Annotated in this window: 19 protein-coding genes; all 19 read left to right on the top strand. The window is 52.6% G+C overall.

The features are described from left to right. The first annotated feature begins 41 nt into the window (after positions 1 to 41). Positions 42 to 863, top strand: coding sequence for a F0F1 ATP synthase subunit A (gene atpB / locus NST96_RS25405; protein ID WP_003388415.1), 822 nt, complete (start codon positions 42 to 44; stop codon positions 861 to 863). Positions 864 to 912: 49 nt separating this feature from the next. Beyond that, positions 913 to 1,134 (top strand): F0F1 ATP synthase subunit C, encoded by a 222-nt coding sequence (atpE, locus tag NST96_RS25400; protein ID WP_003388414.1) that lies wholly within the window; start codon positions 913 to 915, stop codon positions 1,132 to 1,134. Positions 1,135 to 1,319: 185 nt separating this feature from the next. Then, a complete protein-coding gene (atpF, locus tag NST96_RS25395) occupies positions 1,320 to 1,823 on the top strand; it encodes a F0F1 ATP synthase subunit B (protein WP_003388413.1) in 504 nt (167 codons plus the stop codon). After that, on the top strand, positions 1,820 to 2,347 hold the full coding sequence (locus tag NST96_RS25390; protein ID WP_003388412.1) for a F0F1 ATP synthase subunit delta: 528 nt from the start codon (positions 1,820 to 1,822) through the stop codon (positions 2,345 to 2,347). Before atpF ends, NST96_RS25390 begins: the two co-directional genes overlap by 4 nt. Before the next feature lie 105 nt (positions 2,348 to 2,452). Continuing rightward, a complete protein-coding gene (gene atpA / locus NST96_RS25385; protein WP_003388411.1) occupies positions 2,453 to 3,964 on the top strand; it encodes a F0F1 ATP synthase subunit alpha in 1,512 nt (503 codons plus the stop codon). Positions 3,965 to 4,038: 74 nt separating this feature from the next. Continuing rightward, positions 4,039 to 4,899 (top strand): ATP synthase F1 subunit gamma, encoded by an 861-nt coding sequence (atpG, locus tag NST96_RS25380; protein ID WP_003388410.1) that lies wholly within the window; start codon positions 4,039 to 4,041, stop codon positions 4,897 to 4,899. A 48-nt stretch (positions 4,900 to 4,947) separates the two neighbouring features. Further along, positions 4,948 to 6,357 (top strand): F0F1 ATP synthase subunit beta, encoded by a 1,410-nt coding sequence (gene atpD / locus NST96_RS25375; RefSeq protein WP_003388408.1) that lies wholly within the window; start codon positions 4,948 to 4,950, stop codon positions 6,355 to 6,357. Between the two features lie 25 nt (positions 6,358 to 6,382). Next, on the top strand, positions 6,383 to 6,784 hold the full coding sequence (locus NST96_RS25370) for a F0F1 ATP synthase subunit epsilon (RefSeq protein WP_024983766.1): 402 nt from the start codon (positions 6,383 to 6,385) through the stop codon (positions 6,782 to 6,784). A 238-nt stretch (positions 6,785 to 7,022) separates the two neighbouring features. Next, positions 7,023 to 7,766 (top strand): DUF6042 family protein, encoded by a 744-nt coding sequence (locus tag NST96_RS25365; RefSeq protein ID WP_003388406.1) that lies wholly within the window; start codon positions 7,023 to 7,025, stop codon positions 7,764 to 7,766. A 157-nt stretch (positions 7,767 to 7,923) separates the two neighbouring features. After that, positions 7,924 to 8,295 carry an NADH-quinone oxidoreductase subunit A gene (locus NST96_RS25360; RefSeq protein WP_003388405.1) on the top strand — a complete coding sequence of 124 codons (372 nt, stop codon included), beginning with the start codon at positions 7,924 to 7,926 and terminating at the stop codon, positions 8,293 to 8,295. Beyond that, positions 8,286 to 8,804, top strand: a complete 519-nt coding sequence (locus NST96_RS25355) for an NADH-quinone oxidoreductase subunit B (RefSeq protein ID WP_003388404.1) — start codon at positions 8,286 to 8,288, stop codon at positions 8,802 to 8,804. The genes NST96_RS25360 and NST96_RS25355 overlap by 10 nt, the downstream gene beginning before the upstream one ends. After that, the gene (locus NST96_RS25350) at positions 8,801 to 9,907 is read left to right on the top strand and encodes an NADH-quinone oxidoreductase subunit C (protein ID WP_122957951.1); all 1,107 of its coding nucleotides are present in this window, start codon (positions 8,801 to 8,803) and stop codon (positions 9,905 to 9,907) included. The genes NST96_RS25355 and NST96_RS25350 overlap by 4 nt, the downstream gene beginning before the upstream one ends. A gap of 3 nt (positions 9,908 to 9,910) precedes the next feature. After that, positions 9,911 to 11,059 (top strand): NADH-quinone oxidoreductase subunit D, encoded by a 1,149-nt coding sequence (locus NST96_RS25345; RefSeq protein ID WP_003388402.1) that lies wholly within the window; start codon positions 9,911 to 9,913, stop codon positions 11,057 to 11,059. Further along, complete coding sequence (gene nuoH / locus NST96_RS25340) at positions 11,056 to 12,066, top strand: NADH-quinone oxidoreductase subunit NuoH (protein ID WP_171506720.1); 1,011 nt, start codon at positions 11,056 to 11,058, stop codon at positions 12,064 to 12,066. Before NST96_RS25345 ends, nuoH begins: the two co-directional genes overlap by 4 nt. A 45-nt stretch (positions 12,067 to 12,111) precedes the next feature. Further along, positions 12,112 to 12,525, top strand: coding sequence for an NADH-quinone oxidoreductase subunit NuoI (gene nuoI, locus NST96_RS25335; RefSeq protein ID WP_003388400.1), 414 nt, complete (start codon positions 12,112 to 12,114; stop codon positions 12,523 to 12,525). A 2-nt stretch (positions 12,526 to 12,527) separates the two neighbouring features. Continuing rightward, a complete protein-coding gene (locus NST96_RS25330) occupies positions 12,528 to 13,037 on the top strand; it encodes an NADH-quinone oxidoreductase subunit J (protein ID WP_003388399.1) in 510 nt (169 codons plus the stop codon). Next, a complete protein-coding gene (gene nuoK, locus NST96_RS25325; protein ID WP_003388398.1) occupies positions 13,034 to 13,345 on the top strand; it encodes an NADH-quinone oxidoreductase subunit NuoK in 312 nt (103 codons plus the stop codon). Before NST96_RS25330 ends, nuoK begins: the two co-directional genes overlap by 4 nt. A gap of 27 nt (positions 13,346 to 13,372) precedes the next feature. Continuing rightward, positions 13,373 to 15,295: an NADH-quinone oxidoreductase subunit L gene (gene nuoL, locus NST96_RS25320; protein ID WP_003388397.1), complete on the top strand. Its 1,923-nt coding sequence runs from the start codon at positions 13,373 to 13,375 to the stop codon at positions 15,293 to 15,295. Continuing rightward, a complete protein-coding gene (locus NST96_RS25315) occupies positions 15,285 to 16,820 on the top strand; it encodes an NADH-quinone oxidoreductase subunit M (protein ID WP_024983770.1) in 1,536 nt (511 codons plus the stop codon). Before nuoL ends, NST96_RS25315 begins: the two co-directional genes overlap by 11 nt. The last annotated feature ends 3 nt before the right edge of the window (positions 16,821 to 16,823 follow it).

Here is a 16,823-nt window from a genome sequence, read left to right as displayed (position 1 = left end):
GACTTGGTAATAGACTCGCGCGGAAGAAAGGGGTGAAATACATGCATTATTCTCTGCGATTTGAGTGGTTGGGCATGGTTTTTGATGTCTCGACCATCATTGCGATTTTGGTAAGCTCCCTGGTGGTTCTGCTTCTGTGTGTGGGTCTGACCCGCAACCTGACCACCGCTGCTCCAAGAGGCGGGCAAAACGTGATGGAGTGGATTGTCGATTTCGTCACAGGCATCACCAAAAGCTATATCGAGCCGAAAAAGGCAGCGCATTTTGTTACGCTAGCCTTGACCCTGTTCCTCTACATCTTTATCAGCAACCAGCTGGGCCTTGTGTTTAACGTGAATACGTCTCATCACAACGATCCGAATACGGGTCAACAAATGAGCCAGACGGTAGTCGATGCGCTGACGCTGGCGAGCGACGATGAAGCCAAGAAGCAGAAGCTGGAAAAGCTGAATGAAGAGTTGAACGCTACCGATCCTCACAGCCACGGCGTAGTCATCGGTTGGTGGAAATCGCCGACTGCTACCCCGAGCGTAACCTTTGCGCTGGCGTTTGTGGTGCTGCTCTACGCGCACTACCTGGGGATGAAGAAGAGTTTCGGCGGATGGCTCAAGCATACATTCCTGAACCCGATTCACATTCTGGAAGAGTTCATTATTAAGCCGTTGACGCTTCCTCTGCGTCTATTCGGTAACATCTTTGCCGGTGAGGTTTTGATCGCCTTCCTGTTGAGCGTAGGAATCTTCGGAAGCATTCCGTTGTTCCTGTGGCTGGGCTACTCCGTCTTTGTCGGCTCTGTCCAAGCCTTTATCTTCACCACGTTGGCGATGGTATACATTTCACAACAAGTGAATGACCAACATTAATTCACTGTAGATTTCTATCTTTTACACACACTAAGGAGGTTTTTTTACAATGGAAGGTTTGGCTCTTGCAATCGGTATCATATTTGGTCTGGCTGCTCTTGGTGCAGCAATTGGTAACTCTCTCGTTATTTCCCGTACAATTGACGGCGTAGCTCGCCAGCCTGAAGCGCGCGGCAACCTGATGGGTCTCATGTTCCTGGGTCTCGGTCTCGTCGAGGCGGTTCCGATTATCGCAGTTGCGATCGGTTTCATCCTCTTCGGTCGTCTGTAAAAAGCATAGGTTTGATGGGCGGGGGCTTGACCTTCGCCTCTATTTTAGTCATCAGAACTTATTTTTGCCCTGGTGGCTTGTGGCTCCGTCCGCCTTTTTAGCTGGCGCAGCCGGGTTATCTAGGAAAGAAGCGGCTTTAATCCGTAGATATACATTCTCCTGTTTGTAAGGAAGGAGTGAAACAAATGCTCGACTTTGGTGCCGTCTCCCTTAACCTTGGAGACTTGCTTACCCAAGTAATCGTATTCTTGGTGTTGCTGCTGGTTGTTCGAAAACTGGCCATGGGCCCTATCGTAGGAATCATGGAAAAGCGCCGTCAGCATATCGAATCCCAAATTTCCTCGGCTGAAAAGAGCCGCCAAGAAGCGGAAGCTCTTCTCGCCGAACAACGCCGCGTCCTCGACGAGGCTCGTGTAGAAGCAAAAGCAATTATCGACCGCGCTACGAAACAAGCTGCGGACGAAAGCGCGAAGCTGGTTGCCGATGCGCAAGCTGCAACTGAGCGCATGAAGGCTGATGCCAGCAAGGAACTGGCTCGCGAAGTAGAAAAAGCGAAAGCGGAGCTGCGCGATCAAATGACAGGTCTGTCCGTTCTCTTGGCTTCCAAGATCATTGAAAAAGAACTGGACGAAGCAGCGCAAAAAGCAACCGTTGACAAATTCCTCGCTCAAGTGGGAGATCGCCTATGAGCAGCGCAGTAGGAAAGCGCTACGCCCGCGCCCTTTTTGAAGTGGCCAGCGAGCGTGGGAAAATCGATCAGGTGGAAGCTGACCTTGGCGCAGTCGTGCAAGCGGTTGAGCAAAACGCCGATTTGAGCAAAATCCTGCTACACCCGCATATCGCGGCGGGAGCGAAGAAAACGCTGGTGGATGACCTGTTCAAAAGTCACATCAGCGAAGAGACTCACAATTTCCTGACCGTCCTGATTGAAAGCGGACGGGAAGCGCAGCTGGCACAGATCCAGCAGGCTTTCGTGAAGCTGGCAAACGAAGCGCGCGGCATTGCCGACGCCATCGTCACCAGCGCCAAGCCATTGAGCGCCGAAGAGCAAGCGGAGCTGGCCGAGAAGTTCGGTCAAAGACTGAACAAGAAGCTGCGCGTGCAAACCGTTGTGGATCCGTCCATCCTCGGTGGAATTGTGATCAAGATCGGCGACCGTTTGTATGACGGAAGCATTAAGACGAAGTTGGAACTTTTCGCGCATCAAGCATAAATGCCGTTTAAAGCGGGAATCCTGGTCAACTTCCGAAAGGCCAGGCATTCATATAAGCTTTAAACACCCTCTATTAAGATGTTGGACGAATGGGGTGAATGTTAAGTGAGTGCAATCAGACCAGAAGAGATTAGCTCCCTCATTAAAGAGCGGATCGCTAATTTTACATCTGAAATTGAAGTTGTGGACGTAGGAACGGTCATCCAGGTTGGTGACGGTATCGCACGCGTTCACGGTTTGGAAAAAGCAATGGCCGGGGAGCTCCTCGAGTTCCAAAACGGCGTAATGGGTATGGTACTCAACTTGGAAGAAGATAACGTGGGTGTCGTTATTCTTGGTCCGTTCCGTGACATTAAAGAAGGCGATACAGTAAAACGTACAGGCCGCATCATGGAGGTGCCTGTAGGTGAAGCAATGGTGGGCCGCGTAGTAAACCCGCTCGGTCAGCCGATTGACGGCCTCGGCCCAATCCATACGACCGAATTCCGCCCGATCGAAAGTCCGGCTCCGGGCGTTATGGCGCGTAAATCTGTTCATGAACCGCTGCAAACCGGTATCAAAGCGATTGACGCGATGATTCCAATCGGCCGCGGACAGCGCGAGCTGATCATCGGTGACCGCCAAACAGGTAAAACATCTGTGGCGCTCGACACGATCATCAACCAAAAAGGCAATGGCATGATTTGTATCTACGTGGCGATCGGTCAGAAGCAATCGACCGTTGCAAACATCGTAGAAACCCTGCGCAAGCACGGCGCTCTGGACTACACAATCGTCGTTTCCGCGACTGCGTCCGATCCGGCTCCGATGCTGTTCCTGGCTCCTTATGCTGGGGTTACGCTGGGTGAGTACTTCATGTACAAAGGCGGACACGTTCTGTGCGTATACGATGACCTGTCCAAACAGGCTGCTGCATACCGCGAAATGTCCCTCCTGCTCCGTCGTCCTCCAGGCCGCGAAGCGTATCCTGGTGACGTATTCTACCTGCACTCCCGTCTGCTGGAGCGCGCAGCGAAATTGTCCGATGAACTGGGCGCAGGTTCACTGACTGCCCTGCCGTTTATCGAAACCCAAGCGGGCGACATTTCCGCATATATTCCGACCAACGTGATTTCCATCACTGACGGTCAGATCTTCCTTGAAACAGACTTGTTCAACGCCGGCCAACGCCCAGCGGTAAACACCGGTCTGTCCGTATCCCGCGTAGGTGGTTCGGCGCAAATCAAGGCGATGAAAAAGGTTGCCGGTCCGCTCAAGCTTGAGCTGGCTCAATACCGCGAGCTGGCTGCGTTTGCCCAGTTCGGTTCCGACCTTGACAAAGCGACGCAAGCCCGTCTGATTCGCGGTGAGCGTTTGATGGAAGTAATGAAGCAAGGCCAATTCGAGCCGATTCCGGTTGAGAAGCAGGTTGCGATCATCTACACCGCAACCAAAGGCTACCTCGATGATATTCCGGTAGAGGCTGTAGGCCGCTTCGAGAAGGAACTGATGTCGTATCTTGAGTCCAACAAGCCTGAGCTGTTGGAGCACATCCGTACGACGAAAGAGCTTCCGGATGAAAAAGAATTCAACGCAGCGATCGAAGAGTTCAAAAAAGGCTTTTCGGTAACTCGCTAAACGTTAATCCAATAGACAACTGATGCATGCCGGGCCGAAAAGTTCGGCATGTGTCCCCAAGGTGGTGAAAACGATTGGCTAAAGGAATACGTGAGATTCGACGCCGTATTAAAAGCGTGAAAAATACCCGTCAGATCACAAAGGCGATGAAGATGGTGGCGGCTGCAAAGCTTCGCCGCAACCAGGAGAAGGCGGAAGCGGCCCGTCCGTACGCCGACAAGATTCAGGAAGTGATTGCGAGCATCGCAGGTGGCACCACCGGTTCCAAGCATCCGATGCTGCAATCCCGCCCTGTGAAAAAGACCGGCTATATTGTCATCACCTCTGACCGCGGTCTCGCAGGCGGTTACAATGGTAACATGATCCGTACCGTGATCCAGACCATTAACGAGAAGCACAAGTCCAAGGACGAATACGGCATTTTCGTAATCGGACGTAAAGGCCGTGATTTTTTCACGAAGCGCAATTACCCCGTCATTGACGAGGCAACCGGCATAGAAAACCCTGCCTTTGCTGATATCAAGAAGATCGCCAGTGCAGCCGTGCAGCTGTTCGCGGACGAGCAGATCGACGAGCTCTACTTGTGCTACAACAAGTTCCAGAGCGCGATCTCTCAGGTGCCTACGATCAAGCGTGTTTTGCCGCTTGAGGCTCCCGAGAGCAGCAACGGGCGTACGACGAATTACGAGTACGAACCGAATGCAGAAGAAGTCCTGGCTGATCTGTTACCGAAATATGCTGAAACGCTTGTTTACAGCGCCATGCTCGAGGCGAAGGCTTCCGAAGAAGGCTCCCGCATGACAGCGATGGGCAATGCGACAGATAACGCGACGGACATGATTGGACGTTACACGTTGATCTACAACCGTGCCCGTCAGGCAGCGATTACGCAGGAGATCTCCGAGATCGTCTCCGGTGCCAACGCACAGGCGTAAAGACGAAAGTTGACTCCCAATTCAGTTTCACAGGAGGGAAGAAGTAAGATGGCGAAAGGACGCGTGGTTCAGGTAATGGGTCCGGTCGTTGACATCGAGTTCGACCGCGGACATTTGCCTGCCATTTACAATGCGATCAAAATTCAACATAAAGCACAAAGCGCCGGTGAGCGCGACATCGATTTGACTGTCGAGGTTGCTACACACCTGGGTGACAACCTGGTTCGTGCCGTTGCGATGTCCACTACAGATGGTCTGGTGCGCGGCATGGAAGCTGTAGACACAGGAGCGCCTATCTCCGTTCCAGTCGGTGAGGTTACTCTGGGCCGCGTATTTAACGTACTCGGCGAGCCGATCGACTTGAAAGAACTGGGTCAAGTAGAGCGCCGCGACCCGATTCACCGCAAAGCTCCCGAGTTCGTGGAGCAAGCGACTGAAGTTGAAATTCTGGAAACAGGTATCAAGGTTATTGACCTTCTCGCTCCTTACATCAAGGGTGGTAAGATCGGTCTCTTCGGTGGTGCCGGTGTAGGTAAAACCGTTACGATCCAAGAGCTGATCAACAACATCGCGCAAGAGCACGGCGGTATCTCCGTATTCGCCGGCGTTGGCGAGCGTACCCGCGAAGGTAACGACTTGTACCATGAGATGAAAGACGCTGGCGTTCTGCCGAAAACCGCGATGGTATTCGGACAAATGAACGAACCGCCTGGCGCGCGTCTGCGCGTAGCGTTGACAGGTCTGACCATGGCGGAATACTTCCGTGATGAAGAAGGCCGCGACGTGCTTCTGTTCATCGACAACATCTTCCGCTTTACCCAAGCAGGTTCCGAGGTATCCGCTTTGCTCGGACGTATGCCGTCTGCGGTAGGTTACCAGCCGACCCTGGCTACCGAGATGGGTCAGCTGCAAGAGCGCATTACCTCTACGAAAAAAGGTTCCGTTACATCCATTCAAGCGATCTACGTACCGGCGGACGACTACACTGACCCGGCACCGGCTACGACGTTTGCTCACTTGGACGCTACGACGAACCTGGAGCGTTCCATCGCCGAGCTGGGTATCTTCCCTGCGGTTGACCCGCTCGCTTCCACATCCCGCGCTCTGTCTCCTGACATCGTTGGTCAAGAGCACTACGATGTGGCTCGTGGCGTTCAAAAAATCCTGCAACGCTACAAAGAACTGCAAGACATTATCGCGATCCTGGGTATGGACGAGCTGAGCGATGAAGACAAGCAAATCGTAGCACGCGCTCGCCGCATCCAACGTTTCCTGTCTCAATCGTTCCACGTTGCCGAACAGTTTACCGGTAACCCGGGCCAATACGTGCCGCTGAAGGAAACCGTTCGCAGCTTCAAGGAAATCCTCGAAGGCAAGCACGACCACCTGCCTGAGGGTGCATTCCTGTACGCTGGTACGATCGAAGACGTTGTAGAACGTGCAAAGACCATGGCGTAACACCCTGGAAAGGGGAGACCAGTAAGTGAGTAAGATGACAGTAGAAGTCGTAACTCCTGAACGGGTTTTGTTCAGCGGTGAAGCCAGCATGGTCATTGCCCGTGGCGTACAAGGGGATCTCGGTATTTTGCCGAATCACATGCCCATGGTGACTCCACTGAAAATCGCACCTGTTCGGATCAAGACCGAAGGCGACAAGGAGCTCGTGATGGCTGTCAGCGGCGGCTTCATGGAAGTACGCGGCGACAAGGTGACGATTTTGGCCGAGACAGCAGAAAGACCGGAGGATATCGATCCAAGCCGCGCCAAGGCAGCAAAAGAGCGTGCCGAGCAGCGTTTGAACGAAAAACATCCGGACCTGGATTTGCGTCGGGCTGAGCGTGCACTGCAACGCGCAATCACTCGTCTTCAGGTTACAAATAAGTAGATGACAAAAGTCCCCGCGCTTCTGGCGACGGGGGCTTTGTTGTATATCGAACGGACAGTGAGCGGCCCCAGCATTTTCAGGGAACAGGGGTAGTTTCCCCCAATTTTTTTTTCGAGTTGGTAATCGCCTATTGATTCCGTGTATAATAAACCTAATGCCCGGCCTCGGCAGCAAAGACGGCGGGATACTAGGTACTGGGATTGCGAATTGGCTATCGGGATAAAGGAGAGTGTAACATATGCAAACAGTTAGAGACGTTCGTGATAGCAGCAGCGAAGGCGTTGCTATTCCTGGCGCGTATGCGGGCCATGGCTGGAGCAACGTGCTTCCGCATGAAATGAATGTGCTGTTCCAAGCGCTGTGCTATGCAGTCACCAAAGGAGAAAGCAAAGCAGAGATGCGTGAGATCGTAGATGGCTTTGAAGGTTTGGAAGGCTTGTTTGCCGAACCGACCGAAGACATGTTCAACTCCAAAGAGGATTTTGAAAACTACAAGAGCCTGCTGGAAAGACATAAAAAAGTAATCGTCCGCTCCGGCTACGAGTATCCGAAATCTCGCGAGGAAGCGATTGCTCTCTTTGAAAGATGGGGACTGCTCATCGATAAAGGAGATGTGTGGGATATTCCGATCAACCCATTCCCGGACGCTCTGGACACATTCGAATTGACTGAAGCAGAACAGTATGCATTGAGATATGTAAGATTTGAAGCATTGGTGCATCCGTTCTTTGCCCGTCTGGTGATGACGCTCCATGAGCGTGACGATGAGTCCTTTACCTTTACCAAGGCGGAACTGAAAGAAATGCTGAATACCAACGATTCGATGCTGGCAGAAGTATTGATCAAGCTGACTCCTTACATGGAAGAGGCGATCGAGAACATGCTGGAAATCCCGGAAGATGAGCCGATGACGTTCTCAATCGTCTGGGAGCGCGTCTATGAAGACTTCCTCGGCCAGCAGTTTTCTCCGAACGTTCAATAAAATAAAATATGCACAGAATGGAAAACTTAGGGAGAAATTCTCTAAGTTTTTCCTTTTATTGGTACATATGGAATGAGTTCGTTAGACACCATGTAGGCGATTTGCTATAATGATAAAGGTATTTTTTTCTAATGTTCACAGAGCGGAGGGAACGTCAGTGGGTGAAATCTATACCAACAATTATGTCATTGTGGCGATTTTCTTGTTCCTCGGGGTGTTGCTGCCTGTGGCGACAGTCAGCATCATCGGACCCATGCTGCGCCCGAAAAAGCCGACAGCGGAAAAACAGACAACCTATGAAAGCGGTAACATTCCAGTCGGAGACAGCTGGGTACGGTTTAACGTCAAGTATTATATCTTTGCCTTGCTCTTCGTCATTTTTGATGTGGAAACACTCTTTCTCTATCCATGGGCTGTAGCCTACAAGGAATTGGGACTGTTTGCCCTGGTAGAGATGGTGATCTTTATCTGCTTGCTGGTGGTTGGACTGATTTACGCATGGAGAAAGAAGGTGCTGGAATGGAACTAGATCTGACGAGCATTGCGCCTGAATTGCAAGAAGAGTTGAATCGCAACGTCATGTTTACGACGCTGGAAACGATAAAGGGGTGGGTACGAAGCAATTCGCTTTGGCCGCTTACGTTTGGTCTTGCCTGTTGCGCCATTGAAATGATGGGTACAGGCGGCGCACGTTATGACCTCGACCGTTTTGGCGTCATTTTCCGTGCCTCTCCCAGGCAATCCGATGTCATGATCGTTGCCGGAACAGTCACGAAAAAAATGGCCCCCCTACTCCGCAGACTTTACGATCAAATGCCAGAACCGAAGTGGGTAATCGCGATGGGTTCTTGTGCTACAGCCGGCGGACCTTACGTCAAGTCGTACAGTGTAGTAAAAGGTGTTGATCAGATCGTTCCCGTAGATGTCTACATCCCTGGATGCCCACCTAATCCCGCCGCTCTTATTTACGGAATAAACAAACTTCAAGAAAAAATTCGTTACGAAGCTAAGACTGGAAAGCAGGTGACGAATCAATGACAGAAGAAAAACGCAAACCGACGCCGGAAGAAAAAGCAAAGGCTGCAGCAGAAGCCAGAGCCAAGGCGGAAGCTTTGCGGAAAGCAAAAGAAGAACAGCAGGCAGCCGAGCAAGCTGGAGCCGAACCTGCCCAAGCTGGAGCGGAGCCGATTGGAGATTCCCAAGCTGGAGCTAAGCCAGATAACCCCACTCAAGCCGCGGTCGAGTCGAAAGCGTTCGACCAGTCCGCAGCGCCGAGCAAGCCCGTGTCTGAAATGACACCGGAGGAAAAAGCAGCAGCCAAAGCGGCGGCAGCGGCAGCAGCAGCGGCGAAGGCAAAAGCGGCTCGTGAAGGTTCTGCTGAGAGCGGAGCCGGCGGTGATGATGCGGATGCGAAGGCAAAAGCAGCAGCGGCAGCCAAGGCAAAGGCCGCGGCAGCAGCCGCAGCAGCAGCCAAAGCGAAAGCGGCGCGAGAAGCTGCTGGCCAGAGTGGTGAGTCCGCCGAAGCTGGCGGAGACGATGCCAAAGCGAAGGCAGCAGCAGCAGCCAAGGCAAAAGCAGCGGCTGCGGCGGCAGCGAAAGCCAAGGCTGCCAAAGCTGGTGATGCAGATACAGAGACAGCCCCCGTGGCTCCCAAAGAGCCGTCGAAAAATCAGCCTTTTCTGGATAAATACGTGGCCCGTATTTCCGAAAGGTTTGGTGCAGAGGTACTGGAATCCTCCTATATTAATGAATTGGCAAAAGAAGTGCCGACACTGGTCGTCAAGAACCAGCGCTGGCACGAGGTGGCTCAATTTCTGAGGGATGACGAAGAATTGGGCTTTGAGTACCTGTCCAATCTACACGGTGTGGACTACGAAGACAGGATGGAAGTGTACTATCACTTTTATTCCTACAAAAATAGACAAAGCGTTGCCGTAAAGGTAAAAACCGATCGGGAGCAGCCAACCGTTGCTTCTGTAGTGGACATATGGAAGGGCGCCGATTGGAACGAACGGGAAACTTATGACCTTTTGGGAATTCATTTCCCGGGACATACCGATTTGCGTCGAATTTTGCTCCCGGATGACTGGGTCGGTTATCCGCTTCGAAAGGACTACGTGCAGTACGACGAGGAGGTGTAGAAGATGAACCAAGGCATTCTTACTACGAATTCAACCATCTCTTCTGATACCGGTATTCGGACAGAGGAGATGCTTCTCAACATTGGCCCGCAGCACCCGAGTACGCACGGAGTATTTCGTCTGGTAGTCAAGATCGATGGGGAAACCATCAAGGAAGCGATTCCGGTGATGGGTTACCTGCACAGGGGTACGGAGAAGCTGGCCGAAAACCTTACGTATACGCAAATTATTCCTTATACAGACCGAATGGACTATCTCGCAGCCATGACCAACAACTATGTCATTTGTCATGCTGTGGAGACGATGATGGGACTGGAAATACCGGAGAGAGCCCAGTATTTGCGCCTGATCGCAATGGAGCTGAATCGTGTGGCAAGCCACATGGTCTGGTGGGGTACTTATCTTCTCGACCTTGGTGCCATGTCGCCGTTCTTGTATGCATTTCGGGATCGGGAAACCATCCTTGACCTGTTCAACGAGCTGTGCGGCGCCCGGATGACCTTTAACTACATGCGCATCGGCGGCGTAAAATGGGACGCTCCTCCAGGGTGGATCGACAAGGTGCGGGAATTCGTCGCCTACATGAAGAAGGAACTGAACAATTACCATGCACTCGTTACAGGCAACGAAATTTTTATTAACCGCCTGAAGGGCATCGGCAAATTTGATCAAAAGACAGCCCTTGACTATTCGCTTTCCGGCGTTATGCTCCGCTCGACCGGAATCAAATGGGATCTACGCAAGGATGAGCCGTACTGCATTTACGACCGGTTTGATTTCGACGTACCGGTCTCGACCGATGGGGATTGCATGAGCCGTTATCATCTGAGGCTTGCCGAAATCGAGCAGTCTTTGCGTATTCTTGAGCAGGCACTCGACCAATTCCCAAGCGAAGGCGAAGTAATGGGCAAAGTCCCTCGCGTCATTCGTCCGCCTGCAGGGGAAACGTATGTGCGGATCGAATCGCCAAGGGGCGAGATCGGCTGCTACATTGCCAGCCAAGGAAAGGATAAGCCGTGGCGCTTGAAATTCCGCCGCCCTTCCTTTACCAATCTGCAAATTTTGCCGAAATTGCTTGAGGGAGAGAATATTTCCGACATGGTGGCAATCCTTGGCAGCATCGACATCGTGCTTGGGGAGGTAGATTGTTGATGCGAGACCTGTTGCAACAGACGCCTTCACTGGGAAATGCACTTTGGTTTTTCCTCGCTGCTGTAGTGTTGCTTGTGATTTTGTTGGGATTTGTAACATATGCGATCTATTTTGAACGGAAAGTAATCGGGTGGATGCAGGCGAGGATCGGCCCGAACCGTGTAGGGCCCTTGGGACTCTTGCAGACGGTGGCAGACGTTGCGAAGCTGCTGATCAAGGAAGATACGCGGCCCAAGCATGCTGACAAGGCTCTTTATGCGCTTGCTCCGATACTGGCGTACGCGCCTGCCTTTGCCGTCCTGGCGGTTTTGCCGTTTACAGAGACCCTGCAGTTTGCCGATCTCGGCATCGGGATCCTGTACTACATCGCGCTGTCGGGCATTACCGTTTTAGGCGTGATTACGGCGGGCTGGGCTTCCAACAACAAGTATTCCTTGATCGGGGGACTTCGTTCCGCGGCGCAAATGATCAGCTATGAAGTGCCGCTGGTTATGTCGGTGGTCGGGGTTGTCCTGATGACGGGCAGCATGAACCTGCGGGAGATCGTTCTGGCCCAGCAGGATATGTGGAACTTCATTCCGCAGTTTCTCGGCTTCGCCGTATTCCTCGTAGCGGCCCAGGCTGAGCTGAACCGTACGCCTTTCGACCTGCCGGAGGCCGAATCCGAGCTGGTCGGGGGCTACCACGTAGAGTATTCCGGTTTCCGTTTCGCCATGTTCATGCTGGCTGAGTACGTCTATATGTTCGGTATGGGTGCGATGGTCACGATCTTGTTCTTCGGCGGCTGGCTGCCGATTCATCCGGCGCTCAGCTTTATTCCGGGTATCGTCTGGTTTGCCGTCAAGCTGTTGCTCTACGTCTTCCTGCAGTTCTGGCTGCGTGCGACGATGCCGCGTCCCCGCGTCGACCAGCTGATGTCGTTTGCCTGGAAGGTGCTCCTGCCGGTGGCGCTGTTGAATATTCTCATCACCGCGGTAGTGATCTCCTACCAAAGCGGCATGATCTAAAAAAGCCAGGTATGACTGCTATTTTGACCAAGAGGGGTGACACACATGCTAGGACTGGCCAAAGGCCTAGGGTATACATTTAAGAGAATGACCGCGAAAAAGGTGACTCACTTTTATCCGGATGTGCCCTTTCCCATGCCGCCCCGCTTTCGCGGCATCCAGCATTTTTCGCCGGAGAAGTGCATCGTTTGCAACCAGTGTGCGCGCATTTGCCCGACAGAGTGCATTCAATTGACGGGCAAGCCCCATCCTGATCCGGAGAAAAAGGGGAAAATTATCGACACCTACGATATCAACTTTGAAATATGCATCTTGTGCGACCTGTGTACAGAGGTTTGTCCGACAGAAGCGATCGTGATGACGAACAATTTCGAGTTGGCAACGTACAGCCGGGATGAATTGTACAAGAACCTGACCTGGCTCGACGACAACAATACCAATGTCAGGGAGGAGAACTAGCGATGACTGGCGAGTTTATTGCCTTTTTTGTCCTGTCCCTCCTGACGATTGGCGGAGCCGTGTTCATGATCAGCTTTACGCGCGTCGTGCACATGGTCATCTCGCTCGGGATTACGTTTATCAGCATCGCCGGATTGTACGTCCTGCTGGGGGCAGAGTTCGTCGGGGTGGCACAGGTTCTCGTGTACTCCGGGGCGATCTCGATCCTCATGCTGTTCGGGATCATGCTGACCAAGCACGACGCTTCTGATGAGGGCACGGGAAACACGTGGAAAAACTGGCTGAGCCTCATTTTTGTGGCGGCGTTGTTCGGATTGATGTTCTGGGGCATCCAGAGCTCCGTATGGCCGGCACCACCGGAAACGGCTGCTTCAGATGTCAGCAACGTAAAGCAGATCGGTTTAGACGTATTTAAAAGGTACGTGATCCCGTTCGAGCTGATTTCCGTACTTCTGTTAGTGGCTTTGGTAGGCGCAATCATCATGGCGAAGAAGGAGGGGAACAAGGAATGAGCGTAAGCATTACCTCCTATTTGTTAGTGGCCTTGATCCTTTTTTGCGTAGGCTTGTACGGTGCATTGACCAAAAGGAATGCCGTCGTCGTCCTGATTTCGATTGAATTGATGCTCAATGCGGTCAATATCAACCTGGTTGCCTTTTCCAAATACGGGCTGTATCCGGCGGTTACGGGACATATCTTCAGTCTGTTCACCATGACGGTGGCCGCGGCTGAGGTAGCGGTCGCGCTGGCAATCCTGATAGCTTTGTACCGCAACAAGGAAACAGTCAATGTCGATGAGATGGATTCGATGAAACGCTAGGACAGGGATTCGAAAAGGAGGACAAAGATGGATACCCTTATGCAATACGCTTGGTTGATTCCTCTGTTTCCGCTTCTTGCTTTCATCGTGATCGTCTCGTTTGGCCGTCAGTTGAAAGAAGGAGCAGCTGCTGTCGGAATTCTCTTTACTGCCGTTTCATTCGGATTGGCGGTACTGACCTTCTGGCAGAGGTTTCAGGAGGGAGCGACTGACTACAAGTTCTCGATCGATTGGCTGAAGGTTGGGGATATTGTCATTACCATGGGGTTTGAAATCAACCAGTTGAATGCGTTGATGCTGTTGATTGTCACCCTCGTCAGCTTGCTCGTACAAATCTACTCCAAAGGCTATATGCACGGGGATGAGCGTTTTCCGGTGTTCTACCAGTACCTGGCGCTCTTTACATTCTCCATGCTCGGTCTGGTGATTGCCCCCAACCTTCTGCAAATATACATTTTCTGGGAATTGGTTGGAGTATGTTCGTTCCTGCTTGTCGGTTACTACTATTTCAAGCCGGAAGCGAAAGCTGCGGCGAAAAAAGCGTTCATCGTCACCCGCATCGGCGATTTGGGTCTTTTCATCGGGATCTGTCTGCTGTTCTGGTGGACCGGCAGCTTTGAACTGTCACAAATCTTTGACAGCATTGCGCTCGGAAAACTGGAGCCGTGGATGATCACGTTGGCGGCTATCCTGATTTTTGTCGGCGCGATCGGGAAATCGGGTCAGTTTCCGCTGCACACGTGGCTTCCGGACGCGATGGAAGGTCCGACACCTGTGTCTGCGTTGATCCACGCGGCGACAATGGTAGCGGCCGGGGTATATCTGGTAGCAGCGACGTACCCGCTGTTTATCGCTTCGGATGCGGCGTTGAACGTCGTTGCCTATATCGGTGGATTCACCGCCATTTTTGCGGCATCCATCGGCTTGACACAAAAAGATATCAAGCGCGTGCTTGCCTATTCCACTGTGAGTCAGCTCGGCTACATGATGCTGGCGCTGGGGGTAGCCGGGGCAGCCGGTTACGTGGCAGGTACATTCCATCTGATGACACATGCCTTTTTCAAAGCGCTGCTCTTTTTGGGGGCAGGCAGCGTGATCCATGCCGTACATACCCAGAATGTCTTTGAAATGGGCGGCTTATGGAAGAAAATGCCGATCACGGCCTTGACCTTCTTGATTGGTTGTCTGGCGATTGCGGGAATTTTCCCGTTTGCCGGATTCTGGTCAAAAGAAGCGATACTCGGCGCGGTTTACGAAGCGCATCGCTACGATCTGTTGTTTATCGCGATACTGGCTGCGTTCTTTACGGCGTTCTACATGTTCCGTCTGTTCTTCCTGACGTTTGCCGGAGAAGCGCGGGGCAAGCATGAAGCGCATGAGTCGCCGGGAGTCATGACCGGACCGCTGTTGATTCTGGCGCTTCTGGCCATTGTTGCGGGCTTCATCAATACGCCGTATGCGCCGGTCTTTGGCGACTGGCTCTTGAGCGGAGAAGTAGGCACGATCATTGAGGACGTGTTTGGCGCAGGAGAAGGCCACGCGGCAGCCTGGCTGCAAATCGCGGCGCTCGGGGTGTCGATCCTGGGAATCCTCTTGGCCTGGCTGATGTACGGAAAGCGGGCTATTCCTTCCGATGCCATACCGGAAGCGATGCCGTGGCTGTACCAACTGTCCTATCGCAAGTATTTCGTAGACGAGTTCTATCATTATGTAGTGGTTGTTCCGCTCGGCTGGCTCGGCTACCTGCTCAATCTGTTCGACAAGTATATCGTTGATGGCCTGGTTTCTTTGATAGCGAAAATTGCCCGAGGCATCGGCGCACTGCATGGACGTGCTCAAAACGGTCAGGTGCAATCGTACGGGGCCATGGTGCTGTTTGGCTTGCTGTTGTTGATTGTCGCCATCACTTTGACGGCGCAGGGAGGTGGAGTCCTTGGGATTGGCCAATAGTATACTGCTTACATTGATCGTCTTCTCACCGCTTTTGGCTGTCTTGATACTGGCGTTCGTTCCCCGGCATCAAGGAGGCGTGATCAAGAAAATTGGCGTGCTGGGCACACTTTTGCCGCTGGCCTTGTCACTCATGCTGTTTGCGTCATTCAACTACGAATCTTCAGGCTTGCAATTCACCGAGACGGCGAAATGGATCTCGATTCCGGTCGGACTGCAGCAGTCGGGCGCGATCTTCTCGTTTGACCTTGGCTACGAGCTGGGCGTGGACGGAATTTCGATGCCTTTGATCGTGCTCACCGCGATCATAGCGACTCTGGCCGCTGTAGCCTCATGGAATCAAAAGAAGCGGCTGAAGGAGTACTTCATCCTGTTCCATCTCCTGCTGATCGGAATGTTTGGCGTGTTTGCTTCGCAAAACCTGTTTTTGTTCTTCATCTTCTTCGAGCTGACACTGGTACCGACGTACTTCCTGATCGGCATCTGGGGCTACGGAGAGAGGGAAAAGGCTGCGAACAAGTTTTTGCTGTACAATGGTATCGGTTCGGCAGTCATGCTGATCGCCTTTATCGTGCTGTTTATGTATCTGAACACGATGAACATGGATAAAATCGCCGAGATTCTCGCCTCATCAGGCAATCCGGCATCAGCGGCCATGTCGCCGGAGTTCCGCTTCGGCCTGTTTTTGGCGATCTTTATCGCCTTTGCGATCAAGCTGCCGGTCTTTCCGTTCCATACCTGGATGCTGAAGGTCCACGTGCAGGCTCCGCCGGCGATCGTCATGATCCACTCCGGCATCTTGCTGAAAATGGGTGCGTACGGACTTTTGCGCATGGGTATCGGCTTTTTCCCTGAACAAGCCTACCAGTTCGCGACGTGGATGGCTGTGCTCGGAATAATTAACATTCTATACGGTGCCGTGCTGGCCTTTGTCCAAAAGGATCTGAAGATGGTGATGGCATACTCCAGTATCAGCCACATGGGAATTGTCCTGCTTGGATTTGCCGCGATGAATACGATCGGCTTCCAGGGGGCGATGTTCCAGGTGATCTCGCACGGCTTTATTTCCGCGCTGCTGTTCTTCCTGATCGGCATGATTTGGGAGAGAACCAAGACCTCGATGATCGACGAGCTGGGCGGACTTGCGAAATCCATGCCGTTCGCCAGCGGAATCATGCTGGCGGGAGCGATGGCTTCTCTGGGACTGCCGGGGATGTCCGGCTTTATTAGCGAATTTTTCGCCTTCCTCGGCTTGTTTGGGCAAATGCCGATCCTGGCGGCTATCGGTACGCTTGGCATCGTACTCACAGCCGTCTATCTGCTGAGGGCTGTTTTGAAAACGACGTTTGGACCGACTCCGGGGCGGTTTGCAGGTGTGGCAGATGCCCAGCCTATGGAGGTTGTGCCGCTGGTCGTCCTGCTCGGATTTATTATCCTGATCGGCGTCTATCCGGCCGTTTTGGCAAATCCTCTGCAGCAAACGTTGAAAACGATCGTCCCAATCGTTACGGGAATAGGAGGGTAATCC

This window comes from Brevibacillus sp. FSL K6-2834 (assembly GCF_038592925.1).
In the GTDB taxonomy this organism is placed as follows: domain Bacteria; phylum Bacillota; class Bacilli; order Brevibacillales; family Brevibacillaceae; genus Brevibacillus; species Brevibacillus borstelensis.
Note: the sequence above shows the minus strand (reverse complement) of the source record. Positions and strands in the feature narration are given on the sequence as shown.

Bases quoted from the DNA above. Each gene is read 5' to 3' on its own strand.
- atpB (WP_003388415.1), top strand. From the start codon at position 42: ATGCATTATTCTCTGCGATTTGAGTGGTTGGGCATGGTTTTTGATGTC.
- atpE (WP_003388414.1), top strand. From the start codon at position 913: ATGGAAGGTTTGGCTCTTGCAATCGGTATCATATTTGGTCTGGCTGCT.
- atpF (WP_003388413.1), top strand. From the start codon at position 1,320: ATGCTCGACTTTGGTGCCGTCTCCCTTAACCTTGGAGACTTGCTTACC.
- NST96_RS25390 (WP_003388412.1), top strand. From the start codon at position 1,820: ATGAGCAGCGCAGTAGGAAAGCGCTACGCCCGCGCCCTTTTTGAAGTG.
- atpD (WP_003388408.1), top strand. From the start codon at position 4,948: ATGGCGAAAGGACGCGTGGTTCAGGTAATGGGTCCGGTCGTTGACATC.
- NST96_RS25365 (WP_003388406.1), top strand. From the start codon at position 7,023: ATGCAAACAGTTAGAGACGTTCGTGATAGCAGCAGCGAAGGCGTTGCT.
- NST96_RS25355 (WP_003388404.1), top strand. From the start codon at position 8,286: ATGGAACTAGATCTGACGAGCATTGCGCCTGAATTGCAAGAAGAGTTG.
- NST96_RS25350 (WP_122957951.1), top strand. From the start codon at position 8,801: ATGACAGAAGAAAAACGCAAACCGACGCCGGAAGAAAAAGCAAAGGCT.
- NST96_RS25345 (WP_003388402.1), top strand. From the start codon at position 9,911: ATGAACCAAGGCATTCTTACTACGAATTCAACCATCTCTTCTGATACC.
- nuoI (WP_003388400.1), top strand. From the start codon at position 12,112: ATGCTAGGACTGGCCAAAGGCCTAGGGTATACATTTAAGAGAATGACC.
- NST96_RS25330 (WP_003388399.1), top strand. From the start codon at position 12,528: ATGACTGGCGAGTTTATTGCCTTTTTTGTCCTGTCCCTCCTGACGATT.
- nuoK (WP_003388398.1), top strand. From the start codon at position 13,034: ATGAGCGTAAGCATTACCTCCTATTTGTTAGTGGCCTTGATCCTTTTT.
- nuoL (WP_003388397.1), top strand. From the start codon at position 13,373: ATGGATACCCTTATGCAATACGCTTGGTTGATTCCTCTGTTTCCGCTT.